Origin of the sequence: Streptomyces phaeolivaceus (assembly GCF_009184865.1) — a bacterium.
GTDB classification, from domain to species: domain Bacteria; phylum Actinomycetota; class Actinomycetes; order Streptomycetales; family Streptomycetaceae; genus Streptomyces; species Streptomyces phaeolivaceus.
This window is the reverse complement of the sequence record NZ_CP045096.1, coordinates 3,054,046-3,069,014: the sequence shown is the minus strand read 5'-3', so window position 1 is coordinate 3,069,014 and position 14,969 is coordinate 3,054,046. Positions and strand designations below refer to the sequence as shown.

General features: G+C 69.2%; 11 protein-coding genes. 10 read left to right on the top strand and 1 reads right to left on the bottom strand.

Annotated features, from left to right (window positions below; all coding sequences use genetic code 11):
* Positions 1–25: 25 nt before the first annotated feature.
* A complete protein-coding gene (locus tag F9278_RS14250) occupies positions 26–976 on the bottom strand; it encodes a hypothetical protein (RefSeq protein ID WP_152168668.1) in 951 nt (316 codons plus the stop codon).
* A 137-nt stretch (positions 977–1,113) separates the two neighbouring features.
* On the opposite strand from F9278_RS14250, the gene F9278_RS14245 reads away from it, so the two are divergent.
* The 10 genes from F9278_RS14245 to F9278_RS14200 all read left to right on the top strand — a co-directional run bounded on the left by F9278_RS14245 (position 1,114) and on the right by F9278_RS14200 (position 14,940).
* Positions 1,114–3,744, top strand: a complete 2,631-nt coding sequence (locus F9278_RS14245) for a valine--tRNA ligase (protein WP_152168667.1) — start codon at positions 1,114–1,116, stop codon at positions 3,742–3,744.
* Positions 3,745–3,940: 196 nt separating this feature from the next.
* Positions 3,941–5,449: a bifunctional tetrahydrofolate synthase/dihydrofolate synthase gene (gene folC, locus F9278_RS14240; protein ID WP_152168666.1), complete on the top strand. Its 1,509-nt coding sequence runs from the start codon at positions 3,941–3,943 to the stop codon at positions 5,447–5,449.
* Between the two features lie 10 nt (positions 5,450–5,459).
* Positions 5,460–5,807, top strand: coding sequence for a DUF4233 domain-containing protein (locus F9278_RS14235; protein ID WP_152168665.1), 348 nt, complete (start codon positions 5,460–5,462; stop codon positions 5,805–5,807).
* A gap of 217 nt (positions 5,808–6,024) precedes the next feature.
* Entirely contained in the window at positions 6,025–6,438 is a 414-nt protein-coding gene (gene ndk / locus F9278_RS14230) for a nucleoside-diphosphate kinase (RefSeq protein WP_152168664.1), read from the top strand.
* A 376-nt stretch (positions 6,439–6,814) separates the two neighbouring features.
* On the top strand, positions 6,815–7,834 hold the full coding sequence (locus F9278_RS14225) for a rod shape-determining protein (RefSeq protein ID WP_005479350.1): 1,020 nt from the start codon (positions 6,815–6,817) through the stop codon (positions 7,832–7,834).
* Between the two features lie 174 nt (positions 7,835–8,008).
* The gene (mreC, locus tag F9278_RS14220) at positions 8,009–8,962 is read left to right on the top strand and encodes a rod shape-determining protein MreC (RefSeq protein WP_152168663.1); all 954 of its coding nucleotides are present in this window, start codon (positions 8,009–8,011) and stop codon (positions 8,960–8,962) included.
* A 28-nt stretch (positions 8,963–8,990) separates the two neighbouring features.
* On the top strand, positions 8,991–9,662 hold the full coding sequence (gene mreD, locus F9278_RS14215; RefSeq protein ID WP_152168662.1) for a rod shape-determining protein MreD: 672 nt from the start codon (positions 8,991–8,993) through the stop codon (positions 9,660–9,662).
* Positions 9,663–9,779: 117 nt separating this feature from the next.
* Positions 9,780–12,050: a penicillin-binding protein 2 gene (mrdA, locus tag F9278_RS14210; RefSeq protein ID WP_152168661.1), complete on the top strand. Its 2,271-nt coding sequence runs from the start codon at positions 9,780–9,782 to the stop codon at positions 12,048–12,050.
* On the top strand, positions 12,047–13,243 hold the full coding sequence (gene rodA, locus F9278_RS14205) for a rod shape-determining protein RodA (RefSeq protein ID WP_152168660.1): 1,197 nt from the start codon (positions 12,047–12,049) through the stop codon (positions 13,241–13,243). The genes mrdA and rodA overlap by 4 nt, the downstream gene beginning before the upstream one ends.
* 95 nt (positions 13,244–13,338) lie before the next feature.
* Positions 13,339–14,940 carry a CYTH and CHAD domain-containing protein gene (locus F9278_RS14200; protein ID WP_152168659.1) on the top strand — a complete coding sequence of 534 codons (1,602 nt, stop codon included), beginning with the start codon at positions 13,339–13,341 and terminating at the stop codon, positions 14,938–14,940.
* The last annotated feature ends 29 nt before the right edge of the window (positions 14,941–14,969 follow it).

Below are 14,969 nucleotides of genomic sequence, written 5' to 3'. Positions count from 1 at the left end.
CCCCTTCGTGGTTGAGGCCACGTGATCAGATCTTGACGCGGACTTCCTTGCGGAGCTTGGCCGTGATGTCGGCCGCCTCCTCGGGAGCGGTGCTCTTGCCCGCGGCGATGTCGGCGAACTCCATCGGCAGGACGAAGCCGAGGGTGCTGTAGTCGCCCCACACGCAGTAGGTCATGTTCACCTTCTTCGGCTCGGTCGCCGAAGTGCTGTCGGAGTTGTCCATCTGGACCTCCTGGCACTTCAGGACGGCACCGTCGAGGGCGTCGGGCGTGTACGCCTTCGGGTCGCCGACGAAGGTGACTTCCTCGTCCTCGGACTGGGCGTCCTTCTTCATGAAGGCGAAGAAACCGTCGACCGCCGCCTCCGGGTCCTCGATCTCGCCGTAGACGCCGCCGAACGAGAGCATCTTCCCGGCGAGCGGGTTGCTCTCGTCGCCCGACTGGTAGCCGGCGCTGACGTCCTTGGGGTTCTTGACCCCCCAGTTCTCGGCGTCCTTCAGATCGTCCTCGGACATGGCGCCGCTGTCGCCGCCGCTGTCGGACTTCTTGTACTCGCTGAGCACCGTCGCCGGCGTGGTCAGCTTGTGCGGGCCGTCGTCCGCGATGTCGGCCCCGCCGCCGCCACCGATGACGAAGTACGCCCCCACGGCCACCGCCGCCACGACCGCGACCGCGCCGAGGATGATGCCGACCTTCTTGCCGCCACCGCCGGCGGCGGGCGGCTGGGGCACCGTCGGGTAGGGCTGCTGGCCGTACGGGGCCTGGGGCTGGCCGTAGGGCGGGGTCTGGGGCGGAACGCCCTGGGGCGCCTGCTGGGGGTATCCGTAGCCAGGCTGCTGCGGCGGCGCCTGCTGCGGGTAGCCGTAGCCGGGCTGGGGGGCGGCCTGCGGCGGCTGCTGGCCGTAGGGGCCCGGCTGACCGTACGGTCCGGGCTGCTGGGGCTGCCCGCCGTACGGGCCCGGCTGGTTGTGACTCATGTTCTGGGTTCCCCTCCAGATGCTTATGTGTTCCTGACATCCTGGCGCAAACACGAGGGGTCCCACGCACCGGGGGTCACACCGTTACGGAAGAATCGGGTTTCGGGACCACCCCGTGACACCCCTAAACTGAGCGGGTGACCGAGAACGCTCAGCAGCAGCCTCCAGCGCCCGCCACCGATCTGCCGACCCAGTACGCGCCGGCCGATGTAGAGGGGACGCTGTACGAGCGCTGGGTGGAGCGTGGTTACTTCGCGGCCGACGCGACGAGCGACAAGCCCGCGTACACCATCGTCATCCCGCCGCCGAACGTCACCGGCAGCCTGCACCTCGGGCACGCCTTCCAGCACACCCTCATGGACGCCCTCACCCGCCGTAAGCGCATGCAGGGTTACGAGGCCCTGTGGCTCCCCGGCATGGACCACGCCGGCATCGCCACGCAGAACAAGGTCGAGCAGCAACTCGCCGAAGAGGGCAAGTCCCGCCACGACTTGGGGCGCGAGGAGTTCGTCGAGCGCGTCTGGCAGTGGAAGGAGGAGTACGGCGGCAAGATCCTCGGCCAGATGCGCCGCCTCGGCGACGGAGTCGACTGGGACCGCGAGCGGTTCACCATGGACGAGGGCCTGTCCAAGGCCGTCCAGACCATCTTCAAGCGCCTCTACGACGACGAACTCATCTACCGCGCCGAGCGCATCATCAACTGGTGTCCCCGCTGTCTCACCGCGATCTCGGACATCGAGGTCGAGCACCAGGAGGACGCCGGCGAGCTGGTCTCCATCCGGTACGGCGAGGGGGAGGACTCCCTCGTCGTCGCCACCACGCGCGCGGAGACGATGCTCGGTGACACGGCGGTCGCCGTCCACCCGGACGACGAGCGGTACGCGCACCTCATCGGCAAGCTCATCAAGCTCCCGCTGACCGACCGCTCCATCCCGGTCGTCGCGGACACCCATGTCGACCCGGAGTTCGGCACCGGCGCGGTCAAGGTGACCCCGGCGCACGACCCGAACGACTTCGCGATCGGCCAGCGCCACGACCTGCCCGCCATGACGATCATGGACGAGCACGGTGTCATCACCGTCCACGGCCCCTTCCTCGGCCAGGACCGCTTCGAGGCCCGCTCGGCCGTCGTCGGCGCCCTGCGCTCACAGGGCCGGATCGTCGCCGAGAAGCGCCCGTACACCCACTCCGTCGGCCACTGCTCGCGCTGCAAGACCACGGTCGAGCCGCGGCTGTCGATGCAGTGGTGGGTCAAGGTCGGTCCCCTCGCCCAGGCCGCCGGTGACGCGGTCCGCGACGGCCGGGTCAGGATCCACCCCGAGGACATGTCGAAGCGCTACTTCGACTGGGTCGACAACATGTACGACTGGTGCATCTCGCGCCAGCTCTGGTGGGGCCACCGCATCCCGGTCTGGTACGGCCCGAACGGCGAGACGGTCTGCGTCGGCCCCGACGAGCAGCCGCCCGGCACGGAGGCCGAGGGCTGGACCCAGGACACCGACGTCCTGGACACCTGGTTCTCCTCCGGCCTGTGGCCGTTCTCCACCCTCGGCTGGCCCGAACAGACCGCGGACCTGCGGAAGTTCTACTCCACCGACGTCCTGCTCACCGGCCACGACATCATCTTCTTCTGGGTCGCCCGGATGATGATGTTCGGCCTGTACGCCATGGACGGCGAGGTCCCCTTCAAGACCATCGCGCTGACCGGCCTGGTCCGCGACGAGCGCGGCAAGAAGATGTCGAAGTCCTTCGGCAATGTCGTCGACCCGCTCGACTGGATGGACAAGTACGGCTCCGACGCGCTCCGTTTCACCCTCGCGCGCGGCGCCAACCCGGGCACCGACGTCCCGATCGGCGAGGACTGGGTCCAGGCCTCCCGCAACTTCGCCAACAAGATCTGGAACGCCACCCGCTTCGCGCTGATGAACGGCGCGACCGTCGAGGGACCTCTGCCGGAGGCCGCCAAGCTCTCCGCGACCGACCGCTGGATCCTCGCCCGCCTCAACGAGACCGTCGAGCAGGTCGACGCGTACTACGAGGACTTCCAGTTCGCCAAGCTCAGCGACGCCCTGTTCCACTTCGCGTGGGACGAGGTCTTCGACTGGTACGTCGAGCTGTCCAAGACGACGTTCCAGGCGGGCGGCGAGTCGGCCGAGGTCAGCAGGCGCGTCCTGGGCGAGGTCCTGGACGTCACCCTGCGCCTCCTCCACCCGGTCGTCCCGTTCGTCACGGACACCCTGTGGACGACGCTCACCGGCGGCGAGTCCCTCGTCATCGCCGACTGGCCGACGGACAGTGGCTTCCGCGACGACGTCGCCGAGCGGGAGATCGAGCTGGTCCAGCAGGTCGTCACCGAGGTCCGCCGGTTCCGCGCCGACCAGGGCCTCCAGCCCGGCCAGCGCGTCCCGGCCCGCCTGACGCTCGACGGTACGGTCCTGGCCCCGCACGAGGCCGCGATCCGTCAGCTCCTGCGCCTCCAGCCGGAGGGCGACGGCTTCTCGGCCACGGCGACCCTGCCGGTGGCGGGCGCCGAGGTCGCCCTCGACCTCTCCGGCGTCATCGACATCGCCGCCGAACGCAAGCGCCTCGCGAAGGACCTCGCGGCGGCCGAGAAGGAGAAGGCCCAGGCCACGGCCAAGCTCGGCAACGAGGCGTTCCTCGCGAAGGCCCCGGACCAGGTCGTCGACAAGATCCGTGGCCGCCTCACCAAGGCCGACGAGGACATCGCCCGCATCGCCGCACAGCTGGACCGCCTGCCGAAGGCGTAGCGGATCGTAGGTAGGCGGAGGCCCCGGTGCCGACCAGGCACCGGGGCCCTCGGCTGCCCGCAGGGAGCGGGGAACCTGGCGACCGCCGGTCACCCAAGGGGGTGCGGGGAACTGCGCGACCAGCCACACACCACCCGCAGCCGCTCTACAGCGGGTACCCCCGAGCTCTCAGGCGCCCGATCCGTAGACTGACCCCGTGAGTGAACGCAGTGAGTCGCAGCCCGAGCCGATCGACCCGTTCGAGGAGATCATCGCCGCGGAGACCGACAGGGATCCCGACCTCGCGGTGATCGAGGCCGGCAGCCGTACCCTGCGTGCCCAGGGCGGCGCGCCGGAGACCGACGTCCCCTCGCGCCCCACCGACCCGGCCCTCGACAAGGCGCTGCGCGCGGTCGAGACCGACCTCGCGACCCGCTGGGGCGAGACCAAGCTGGAGCCCTCGGTCACCCGGATCGCCGCGCTGATGGACGTCCTGGGCGAGCCCCAGCGCTCCTACCCCTCCATCCACATCACCGGCACCAACGGCAAGACCTCCACCGCCCGCATGATCGAGGCCCTCCTCGGCGCCTTCGAGCTGCGCACCGGCCGGTACACCTCCCCGCACGTCCAGTCGATCACCGAGCGCATCAGCCTGGACGGCGCCCCGATCTCCGCCGAGCGCTTCATCGAGACGTACGAGGACATCAAGCCGTACATCGAGATGGTCGACTCCCAGCAGGAGTACCGGCTCTCCTTCTTCGAGGTGCTGACCGGCATGGCGTACGCCGCCTTCGCCGACGCCCCCGTGGACGTGGCCGTCGTCGAGGTGGGCATGGGCGGCACCTGGGACGCCACCAACGTCATCGACGGGGACGTGGCCGTCGTCACGCCCATCGACCTCGACCACACCGACCGGCTGGGCGGGACGACCGCCGAGATCGCCGTGGAGAAGGCCGGGATCGTCAAGCAGGACGCGGCCGTGATCCTGGCGCAGCAGCCGGTGGACGCGGCGCAGGTGATGCTGAAGAAGGCCGTGGAGGTGGACGCGACGGTGGCCCGGGAGGGCCTGGAGTTCGGTGTCGTCGCCCGGCAGGTCGCCGTCGGCGGACAGATGCTCACCCTGCGCGGCCTGGGCGGCGAGTACCCCGAGGTGTATCTCCCGCTGCACGGCCCGTACCAGGCGCACAACGCGGCCGTCGCCCTTGCCGCGGTCGAGGCGTTCTTCGGCGTCGGCTCGCAGCGCCCGGAACCGCTGGACCTGGACACGGTCCGCAAGGCCTTCGCGGCGGTCTCCTCACCGGGCCGGCTCGAAGTCGTACGACGGTCCCCGACCGTCGTCCTCGACGCCGCCCACAACCCGGCGGGCGCGCGGGCCACCGCCGAGGCCGTCGGAGAGGCGTTCGACTTCAGCCGGCTGATCGGTGTGGTCGGGGCCAGTGGCGACAAGAACGTACGGGGTCTCCTGGAGGCCTTCGAACCGATCTTCGCCGAGGTCGTGATCACCCAGAACGCCAGCCATCGCGCGATGGACGCCGACGAGCTGGCCGGGATCGCGGTCGAGGTGTTCGGCGAGGAGCGGGTGCAGGTCGAACCGCGGCTGCCGGACGCCCTGGAGGCGGCGATCACGCTCGCCGAGGAGGAGGGCGAGTTCGCGGGCGGTGGCGTCCTCGTCACCGGTTCCGTCATCACCGTCGGCGAGGCCCGGCTGCTGCTGGGGAAGGGCTGAGTTCCACACCATGCGTACCCTCTGTGCTTCGACCCTGATCGGCGAGTTCTTCGTGATCGGCTTCGCCGGGCTGGTCGCCATGAAGGACCCGGAACTGTCCATGTCGACGGTCTGGACGGTCAGCGGCATCGCGATGTTCCTGTGCGTCCTGCTGTGCGGCCTCGTCACCCGGCCGGGCGGCGTCCAACTCGGCTGGGCACTCCAGATCGCGCTGATCCTCTCCGGCTTCTTCGTCCCGACCATGTTCTTCATGGGCGCGGTCTTCGCCGCCCTGTGGTGGGCCTCGGTCCATTTCGGCCGGAAGGTCGACGAGGCGAAGGCCCGGTTCGCGGCGCAGACGGCCGGCGACGCCGGGTAGGCGACGACTGTCGGTGCGGTGCGCTTCACTGGTTCCGGCACCCGGATTTTCCCCGCTGCCGCGGGGGTGGTCCCGGCTTTCCCTTCCGCTCGCCGTAGTGCGGGTCGTGCTCCCCGCGCATGCGGGGCTGCCGGCGGATCCGGGTGCCGCCCTGTCCATCACACCCTGTAACCTCGGCCCCACCGCATACCGTTCAGGCCTCAAGGAGCCGCACACCATGTCCCAGCGCACCCTCGTCCTGCTCAAGCCCGACACCGTTCGCCGGGGCCTGATCGGCGAGATCGTCGGCCGTATCGAGCGCAAGGCCGACTGGCGCATCACCGCGCTGGAGATGCGGGTTCTGGACCGTGCCCTGCTGGAGCAGCACTACGGCGAGCACGTCGGCCGCCCCTTCTACGAGCCGCTCGTCGAGTTCATGGCCTCCGGTCCGGTCGTCGCGCTGATCGTCGAGGGCGAGCGGGTCATCGAGGGGGTGCGGGCGCTGGCCGGCCCGACCGATCCGATCGCCGCCCAGCCCGGTTCCATCCGCGGTGACTACGGCGTCATCGTGCGCGAGAACCTCATCCACGCGTCGGACTCCGAGGAGTCCGCCGAGCGCGAGCTGAAGATCTTCTTCCCCGGACGCGCGTAGCCGCGTCCGCGACGGCGGGGGCCGGTGATCGGTCCCGCCCCCGCCCCCGCCCCACCTACTCTTCTCGCAACACGGCCACCACCCACACGGCCTACCCCGGCTGACCAGCCAACCCCCGCCGAAAATCCGGCCGTACAACGGCATACGCGGGGCGATCGAGGGAACGTGCACCCCCGATGGATCGTCTCCGCAGGCGAGGCGGCGCATCGCATGCCCACAATGGTGAAGACCCTCGCGCAGTGTTCGTGCGGGCGAGACTACGATGTAAGCCTTCACGTCACAGCACCCACTTCGCCGACCCGAAAAAGCCTGAAAGGCACTCAAAAGCCCTCAGTGCTCTCCTGGGAAGGCCACACGAATCCTGATGGGGAACTCAATGTCGTTCATCGGCCGTGACATGGCTGTCGACCTCGGGACCGCCAACACGCTGGTGTACGTCAGGGGTCGCGGGATCGTACTGAACGAGCCGTCCGTCGTCGCGATCAACACCAACACCGGTGGAATTCTCGCGGTCGGCGCGGAGGCGAAGAAGATGATCGGGCGGACCCCCGGCAACATCGTTGCCGTACGTCCGCTGAAGGACGGTGTCATCGCCGACTTCGAGATCACCGAGCGGATGCTCCGCTACTTCATCCTGAAGATCCACAAGCGGCGGTATCTCGCCCGTCCTCGGGTCGTCGTCTGCGTGCCGTCCGGCATCACCGGTGTCGAGCGTCGCGCCGTCATCGAGGCGTCCTCCCAGGCCGGCGCCCGTCAGGTGCACATCATCGAGGAGCCCATGGCCGCGGCCATCGGCTCCGGCCTGCCGGTCCACGAGGCCACGGGCAACATGGTGGTGGACATCGGCGGCGGCACCACGGAGGTCGCGGTCATCTCCCTCGGCGGCATCGTCACCGCCCAGTCCATCCGCGTCGCGGGCGACGAGTTGGACAACGCGATCATCCAGCACATCAAGAAGGAGTACTCGCTCCTCCTCGGTGAGCGGACGGCCGAACAGATCAAGATCACGATCGGTTCGGCGTACGACCTCGACGCTGACGAGCACACCGAAATCCGCGGCCGGGACCTGGTGTCCGGGCTGCCCAAGACCGTCGTCATCTCCGCCGGTGAAGTGCGGAAGGCGATCGAGGAACCCGTCAACGCCATCGTCGACGCCGTCAAGACGACCCTCGACAAATGCCCGCCGGAACTCTCCGGCGACATCATGGACCGAGGCATCGTCCTCACCGGCGGCGGCGCCCTGCTCCGCGGCCTGGACGAGCGGCTGCGCCGGGAGACCGGAATGCCCATCCATATCGCCGAGGATCCGCTGGACAGTGTGGCGCTCGGCTCCGGCAAGTGCGTCGAGGAGTTCGAGGCGTTGCAGCAGGTTCTCGACGCCCAGCCCCGTAGATGACATAACTCTTCGATTCCGCCGTACGGGACGTTCTCTTCTCGTGCGGCGGATCGTTGATATAGAGGCATAAGCTCCCACAAAGCGCCCCTACGGTTCCCCGCTCGGGATTCCTAGGGGCTACCCGAATTCCCCCAATCCTGTCGAATTCCTATGAGGAAGGCACGGCCGCCGCACGTGAGGGACACACGAGAGAGCCGGCTGCTCCTGGTGCTGCTGATCGCCGTCGCGTTCGCGCTGATCACGGTGGACATCCGCGGCGGGGAGGACTCACCGGTCGACGGTGCCCGACGTGCCGCCGCCACCGTCTTCGGCCCGATCGAGGACGGTGTGTCGACCGCCGTCGACCCGATCGGCAACGCCATAAGCGCCGTCCGCGACTCCGGTACCCGCCACGACCGCCTCGCCGCGCTGGAGAAGGAGAACGCCGAACTGAAGGCGTCCCTCGGCAGCGACGACCGCAACAGCAGCAGGCTCGAACAGCTCGACAAGATGCTGAAGACCGCGGCGAACGGCCAGTACGGCATCAAGGGCGCCGAGGTCATCGCCATAGGAGCGGCCCAGGGCTTCTCCTGGACCGTCACCATCGACATCGGCAGCGACGACGGCATCACCCGCGACATGACCGTCCTCAACGGCGACGGGCTCGTCGGCCGCGTCACCACCGTCGGACCGAACACCGCGACCGTGCTCCTCGCCAACGACCCCGACTTCACCGTCGGCACCCGTATGGAGGCCACCGACGAACTCGGCTTCGCCTCCGGCCAGGGCGACCGCCCGCTGCGCGTCGAACTCCTCAACGGAAAGGCCAAGGTGAAGGCCGGCGACCGCCTCGTCACCTTCGGCTCCCAGGCCGACAAGCCGTTCGTCCCCGGCGTCCCGGTCGGCATGGTCTCCAAGGTCGACCCCTCCGGCGGCGACCTCACCCGCACGATCTACGTCAAGCCGTTCGTGGCCTTCACCCAGCTCGACATCGTCGGCGTCGTCGTCCAGCCGCCCCGCAAGGACCCGCGCGACACCGTCCTGCCGAACAAGCCGAAGGCCACCCCCACGCCGACCGTGACGGTGACGGTCACGCCGGGCGCGGGCGAACCCGGCGACGGCACCGACGGACAGCCGCAAGAGCAGTAGACGTAGGACAGTAGGAGCTGACCCCTTCATGCGCTTCAACCGGATGCTGCTCTCCACCACCCTGGTGATCGTCGCCCTGGTGATCCAGGTGAGCGTCCTCGCCAGACTCCATCTCCCGGGCGCCGTCCCCGACCTGGTGCTCCTCACCGTGCTCGGCCTCGCCCTGGTCTACGGCCATGTCGGCGGCGCCCTCATCGGCTTCGGCGCCGGCCTGCTGTCCGACCTCGCACCCCCCGCCGACCACGCGGCCGGGCGGTACGCGCTGGTCCTCTGCGTCATCGGCTACCTCGCGGGCCTGGCGAAACCCGAGACCGGCCGGCTGAAGTCGGCGACCGGGCCGATGGCCGTGGTCGTCGTCGCCGCGCTCGGTGCGACCCTGCTGTACGCCGGGGTCGGCGCCCTCGTCGGCGACGACGCCGCCCGCCATGTCGGCCTGCCCAGCCTGCTGTTCACCGCCGCGCTCTACGACCTGCTGCTCGCGCCCTTCGTCGTCCCCGGCGTCATGGCGCTCGCCCGGCGCGCCGAGAACGACCCGCTCGCCGAGACGGGCAGCGCCACCAAGGCGTCCGACGTCTCCTCCGGCTGGCTCTCCGGCGGCACCGGCCTGCGCATCGGCAGTCAGCGCGGCGGCCTCCGCATGAAGGCCGCCCGCTCACGGATGGCCCGCGCGGGACGCATCAAGGGGGTCAAGCGGCTGTGACCACCGACGAGTTCACTCGAACGAGTGCGCCACGGTGGAACGGACGCTCACCGGCCGGCCGTTCTTCATGCGTAAGCGTCCACAGCCCGTCGTCGTACTGAGAGGGGGAGACAGGCAGTGACCAACATCCCCGAGACCGGGCGGACCCCACGGGTCCAGATCCGGCTCATCATCATCCAGATCCTCGTCTTCTCCCTCCTGGGCACCCTCGGCGGTCGCCTCTGGTACCTCCAGATCCGCGAGGGCGACGCCTACGCCAAGGAGGCCTCCGGCAACCACGTCCAGCAGGTCGTCCAGCCCGCCGTGCGCGGCTCGATCCTGGACGCGCGCGGAGTGCCGATCGCGGACAACGAGACCCGGCTGGTTGTCTCCGCCTCCCGCACCGACCTGCTGAAGATGGACGACGACGGCAAGGCCGTCCTCACCAAACTCGCCGGCGTCCTGGACATGAAGCCCCAGGACGTCATGGACAAGGTTCGGCTCTGCGACTCGAAGACACCCCAGCCCTGCTGGAACGGCTCGCCCTATCAGCCGATCCCCATCACCGACGAGGCCACCGCCAAGCAGGCCCTGCAGATCCGCGAACGCTCCGAGGACTTCCCCGGCATCACCGCCGAGCCCCAGGCCGTCCGCCGGTACGCCGGCCCCGGCGGCTCCAAGACCTCGCAGGTCCTCGGCTATCTCTCCCCGGTCACCGACGAGGAGATCACCAAGGCCCAGGACACCGACTCGCCGTATCTCCGCTCCGACCAGGTCGGCCGCTCCGGCCTGGAGCGCCAGTACGACAAGGAGCTGCGCGGCAAGGCCGGCGTCACCCGGTACGAGGTCGACAACCTCGGCCGTGTCATCGGCGAGGCCGAGGCGGACCCCGCCCAGCCCGGCGCCAACCTGGTCACCAGCGTCGACGCCCGCGTGCAGCGCATCGCCGAGTACGAACTGAACGAGGCGATGAAGGAAGCCCGCAAGCAGAACGACCGCAACACCGGGACGAACTACAAGGCCGACTCCGGCGCCGTCGTCGTCATGGAGGCCAAGACCGGCCGTGTCGTCGCCATGGCGTCCAACCCGGACTACGACCCCAACGCCTGGGTCGGCGGCATCTCCGCCAAGGACTACGCCAAGCTCACCGGCAAGAAGTCCAACTACCCGCTGCTGAACCGCGCGATCCAGGGCCAGTCGGCCCCCGGCTCCATCTTCAAGGTGGTCCCCACCGCCGCCGCGGTGAACGCCGGATACTCCTTCAACGGCCCCTACGAATGCTCCAGTTCGTATTCGATCGGCGGCCAGGTCTTCAAGAACTTCGAGTCCAAGGGATACGGCGCCATCAGCCTCGGCAAGGCGCTGGAGGTCTCCTGCGACACCGTCTTCTACCGGCTCTCCCACGAGGAGTGGAAGCGCGACGGTGGCATCAAGCCCAAGAAGGGCGCCAACGACTGGTTCTACAAGACCGCCCACCAGTTCGGCCTGGGCGCCGAGACCGGCATCGACCTGCCCAACGAGGTCACCGGCCGCATCCCGGACCGCAAGTGGAAGCTGGACTACTGGAAGGCCAACAAGGACGCCTGGTGCAAGTACGGCAAGAAGGGCGGCACGTACGCCGAGCAGATCGCGTACGAGAACTGCCTCGAAGGCAACCGCATGCGCGCCGGTGACTCCGTCAACTACTCCATCGGCCAGGGAGACACCCTCGTCACCCCCATCCAGATGGCCACCGTCTACGCGGCCATCTCCAACGGCGGCACCCTCTACGACCCCACCGTGGGCAAGGCGATCGTCAGCGCCGACGGCAAGAACGTGCAGGAGATCGCGCCCAAGTCGCACGGCAAGCTGCCGATAGACAAGAGCACGCTGGCCAAGATGGACGAGGCCCTCGAAGGAGTCGCGACCCGGGGTACGGCGGCCTGGCGGTTCGAGGGCTGGCCGCAGGAGCAGATCCCGATGCACGCCAAGACGGGTACGGCCGAGGTCTACGGCAAGCAGACGACCTCCTGGTTCGCCACGTACACCAAGGACTACTCGATCGTCATGACGATCTCCCAGGGTGGTACGGGCTCCGGCGCCTCCGCCCCCGCCGTGCGCAAGCTGTACAACGCGCTGTACGGCGTCTCCGAGGACGGCAAGATCGACAAGAAGAAGGCGCTGCTGTCCACCCCGCAGAAGGGCCTGCCCAAGATCGAGTCCGACGGCTCGATCGACGCCCCGAAACTGGAGAACTACCCGCCGAAGAAGAGCGCCGAGGAGCAGGCCGCCGAGGACGCGCAGACGGTGGCCGCCGGGCCGCTCGCCCAGCCGGTCTCCCTGGCCGACCTGGCGGCGATCGTCAGCACACGCGGCGGCAACGGCAACCGCGCGGCACGTCGACGCGAGAGGCGGAGGACGTCCGTATGACCGGCAACAGCTTCTCCGTCTCCGGGTACGGGCCCGAACGCTCCGGCTGGACCCGGCTGTTCGCCCGGGACTCGCTCGCCCGCCGGCTCGACTGGCCGATACTGTTCTCGGCCATCGCGCTCTCCCTGATCGGCGCGGCCCTCGTCTACTCGGCGACCCGCAACCGCACCGAACTCAACCAGGGCGACCCGTACTACTTCCTCTTCCGGCACCTGCTCAACACCGGCATCGGCTTCGCCCTGATGATCGGCACGGTCTGGCTCGGCCACCGCACCCTGCGCACGGCCGTGCCCATCCTGTACGGCATCTCGGTCCTGCTGATCCTTCTGGTGCTGACCCCGCTGGGCGCGACGATCAACGGCGCCCACGCCTGGATCGTCATCGGCGGCGGCTTCTCGCTGCAGCCCTCGGAGTTCGTGAAGATCACGATCATCCTGGGGATGGCGATGCTGCTGGCGGCCCGGGTGGACGCCGGCGACAAACCCCACCCGGACCACCGCACGGTCGTCCAGGCCCTCGGTCTCGCCGCCGTCCCGATACTGATCGTGCTGCTGATGCCCGACCTCGGCTCGGTCATGGTCATGGTGGTCATCGTGCTCGGCGTCCTGCTCACCTCGGGCGCCTCCAACCGATGGGTCCTCGGCCTCATCGGCACCGGGGCGATGGGCGCGATCGCGGTCTGGCAGCTCGGGGTGCTCGACGAGTACCAGATCAACCGCTTCGCGGCCTTCGCCAACCCCGAGCTGGACCCGGCGGGCGTGGGCTACAACACCAACCAGGCCCGGATCGCGATCGGCTCCGGCGGACTGCTCGGCACCGGGCTGTTCAAGGGCTCGCAGACCACCGGGCAGTTCGTGCCCGAGCAGCAGACCGACTTCGTCTTCACGGTGGCGGGGGAGGAGCTGGGATTCGTGGGCGCCGGGCTGATCATCCTGCTGCTCGGTGTCGTCCTGTGGCGGGCCTGCCGGATCGCCCGCGAGACCACCGAGCTGTACGGCACGATCGTGGCCGGCGGGATCATCGCCTGGTTCGCGTTCCAGTCCTTCGAGAACATCGGAATGACCCTCGGCATCATGCCGGTGGCCGGTCTGCCCCTGCCGTTCGTGTCGTACGGCGGGTCGTCGATGTTCGCGGTGTGGGTGGCGGTGGGGCTGCTGCAGTCCATCAGAGTGCAGCGCCCGATGTCGGCGTAGCGGTAACGCCGGGTGACGCGGAGGGAAACGGCGGTTGTCGGACGATCGGCTGGTTGGGACTGCCCAGGGAGGCGAAGTAGGACTAGATTCATTTCATGGCGGACACCAAGCGTGAGATCGAGCGGAAGTACGAGTCCGACGCGAGCGGCCTGCCGGATCTCACCGGTGTGGCCGGGGTCGCGACCGTCATCGACAAGGGCGTGGCGGAGCTGGACGCCGTCTACTACGACACCGAGGACGAACGCCTCGCCGCCGCCTCGATCACCCTGCGCCGCCGCACCGGAGGCAGTGACGCGGGCTGGCATCTGAAGCTCCCCGTCTCCACGGGTGTACGGGACGAGATCCGGTCCCCGCTGTCCGACACACTGCCCGACGACCTCGCCGGGCTGGTGCGATCCCGGGTCCGGGGGGCCGAACTGGTGCCGCTGGTCCGTCTGCTCTCCACCCGTGACGTCCGTGATCTGCTCGACGCGGACGGCACCCTCCTCGCCGAGGTCAGTGTGGACGCCGTGGTCGCCGAGCGGCTCACCGAGGACGGCCGCACCGCCCAGTGGTCCGAGATCGAGGTGGAACTCGCCGACGACGGCGACCCGGCCTTCCTCGACAAGGTCGACAAGAAGCTGCGCAAGGCGGGCGTACGCCCTTCGGCCTCGCCGTCCAAGCTGGCCAGGGCGTTGCAGGAGACGGCCCCCAAGAAGGCCAAGCAGGGCAAGAAGGCCAAGCAGGGCAAGAAGGCGAAGAAGGGCGACAAGGGCAGGAAGAAGGACCTGGGGAAAGCCGAGGCCGAGGCCGTTGCCGGGGCGGTGGCTTCGGGCGAGCCCGTCACCCCCGGTGATCATGTCCTCGTCTATGTCCGCGCCCAGCGTGACGCGATCGTCGCACTCGATCCCGCCGTCCGCCGGGACGTCTTCGACTCCGTCCACAGCATGCGGGTCGCCACGCGCCGGCTGCGCAGCACCTTCAAGTCGTTCGGGAAGGTACTGGACCGGACCGTCACGGACCCGATCGGCGAGGAGCTGAAGTGGCTCGCGGGGGAACTGGGCGTCGACCGTGACCAGGAGGTCCTGACGGAACGGCTCACCGAGGCGCTGGCCGGGCTCCCCGAGAGCCTGGTGACGGGCCCGGTCCGCACCCGGCTGCGCACCTGGTCGGAGAAGGACGGCGGAGGCACCGGCCCCGGGAGCGAGCTGATCGACGCGTTGAACGGACAGCGGTATCTGCGGCTGCTCGACTCCCTCGACGCGGTGATCGAGGATCCGCCGCTGCTCGAAGCGGCCGGGGGCGATCCCGAGAAGGTGATCACCAAGGCGGTCAGGAAGGACTTCGGCAAGGTGGCGGCCCTGGTCGAGCAGGCCCTGGCACAGCCGTCCGGAGCCGACCGCGACCTCGCGATGCACGAGGCCCGGAAGAAGGCCAAGCGCACCCGGTACGCGGCCGAGACGGCGAACCCGCTGCTCGGCAAGCCGGCCAAGGCGCTCGTCAAGGACATGAAGTCCCTGCAGACCCTCCTCGGCGACCACCAGGACAGCGTGATGACCCGCGAGACCCTGCGCGACCTTGCCCTCCAGGCCCATGAGGCGGGCGAGAGCGCCTTCACGTACGGACTGCTGTACGGCAGGGAGGAACGACGGGCGGAGCTGGCCGAGGGGGCGCTGCCGGAGACATGGAGGACGATCAGCGCGGACATGCCCTTCTGACGCGGGCGTGCGAGGGGTGTCTCCGGGGG

Bases quoted from the DNA above. Each gene is read 5' to 3' on its own strand.
- F9278_RS14225 (WP_005479350.1), top strand. From the start codon at position 6,815: ATGTCGTTCATCGGCCGTGACATGGCTGTCGACCTCGGGACCGCCAAC.
- rodA (WP_152168660.1), top strand. From the start codon at position 12,047: ATGACCGGCAACAGCTTCTCCGTCTCCGGGTACGGGCCCGAACGCTCC.
- F9278_RS14200 (WP_152168659.1), top strand. From the start codon at position 13,339: ATGGCGGACACCAAGCGTGAGATCGAGCGGAAGTACGAGTCCGACGCG.
- ndk (WP_152168664.1), top strand. From the start codon at position 6,025: ATGTCCCAGCGCACCCTCGTCCTGCTCAAGCCCGACACCGTTCGCCGG.
- F9278_RS14250 (WP_152168668.1), bottom strand. From the start codon at position 976: ATGAGTCACAACCAGCCGGGCCCGTACGGCGGGCAGCCCCAGCAGCCC.
- mreD (WP_152168662.1), top strand. From the start codon at position 8,991: ATGCGCTTCAACCGGATGCTGCTCTCCACCACCCTGGTGATCGTCGCC.
- F9278_RS14235 (WP_152168665.1), top strand. From the start codon at position 5,460: ATGCGTACCCTCTGTGCTTCGACCCTGATCGGCGAGTTCTTCGTGATC.